This is a genomic window from Kitasatospora sp. NPDC059803, assembly GCF_042732255.1.
Lineage (GTDB): Bacteria > Actinomycetota > Actinomycetes > Streptomycetales > Streptomycetaceae > Kitasatospora.
In genome coordinates, this window is the sequence record NZ_JBHWIJ010000494.1 from 1 (window position 1) to 1,208 (window position 1,208).

A 1,208-nucleotide genomic window follows, 5' to 3' on the forward strand; every position below is an offset into this window, starting at 1 on the left:
GGTCGCCCCGGTCAGGGCCGCGCCCGGCTGCGCGCCCACCGACTACCCGGTCGGCGCGTTCACCGGTCGGATCGCGCTGATCCAGCGCGGCGGCTGCGGCTTCGCCGTCAAGCAGGCCGCGGCCGCGACGGCCGGCGCGGTGGGCGCGATCATCTACAACAACACCGAGGGCGACCTCAACGGCACCCTCGGGGACCCTGCGGCCGGCAGGATCCCCGTCGGCGGGATCACCCGGGCCGCCGGGGAGGCGCTGGCCGCGAAGGCCGCCGCCGGCCAGGTGCGGCTGAACCTCGACATCCGTACCTTCATGGAGCCGCGCAAGACCTGGAACGTCATCGCCGAGACCAGGGGCGGAGACCCGGCCGACACCGTGATGGTCGGGGCGCACCTGGACTCCGTCCCGGCCGGGCCCGGCATCAACGACAACGGCTCCGGTGCGGCGGGCATCCTGGAGGTCGCGCGCAACCTGACCGTCCACCCGGTGAAGAACAAGGTCAGGTTCGCCTGGTGGTCCGCCGAGGAGTTCGGCCTCAAGGGCTCGGAGGCGTACGTGAAGTCGCTCTCCGAGGCGGACCGGAAGAAGGTCAGGCTCTACCTCAACTTCGACATGATCGCCTCTCCCAACTACGCGCAGTTCGTCTACGACGGCTCGGGCAGCACCGGCGGCGGCGCCGGCCCCGAGGGCTCGGCGCAGATCGAGCGGGACCTCACCGGGTACCTGGACGGCCGGGGCCTGCCGCACGAGCCGACCGCCTTCAACGGCCGCTCCGACTACGGCCCGTTCATCGACGCGGGCATCCCGGCCGGCGGCACCGACACCGGCGCCGAGGTGGTCAAGTCGCCGGCGCAGGAGGAGCGTTACGGCGGCACGGCGGGCGTGGCCTTCGACGCCTGCTACCACAAGGCCTGCGACGGCTTGAAGAACATCGACATGGACGCCTTCGACGTCAACATCGATGTGATCGCGCATGCCGTCGGCACCTACGCCTGGGACCTCTCCTCACTGAACCGGCCCGTGCCGCCGCAGCGCCCCGCCGGCCAGGCGGGTGGCGGCGGCGGTATGAGCGGGGGCCACGCCCACGAGGTGACGGCCTGACGCCCGGGTGGGCCCGCTGCCGTCCTCGGGCGGCGGGCCCACCCGCCCCACCCGCCGGCGCCGCCGGGCGCGGCCGCCCATCGGCCCCCCCGCCCCCGCGCCCCCCCCGCCC

Annotated in this window: 1 protein-coding gene; it reads left to right on the top strand. The window is 74.3% G+C overall.

Translation table 11 applies throughout. The features are described 5' to 3' along the window. On the top strand, nt 1–1,096 hold a 1,096-nt coding region (locus ACFV6I_RS38645; RefSeq protein WP_380430868.1), incomplete at its 5' end, for a M28 family metallopeptidase. Nucleotides 1,097–1,208: the final 112 nt, after the last annotated feature.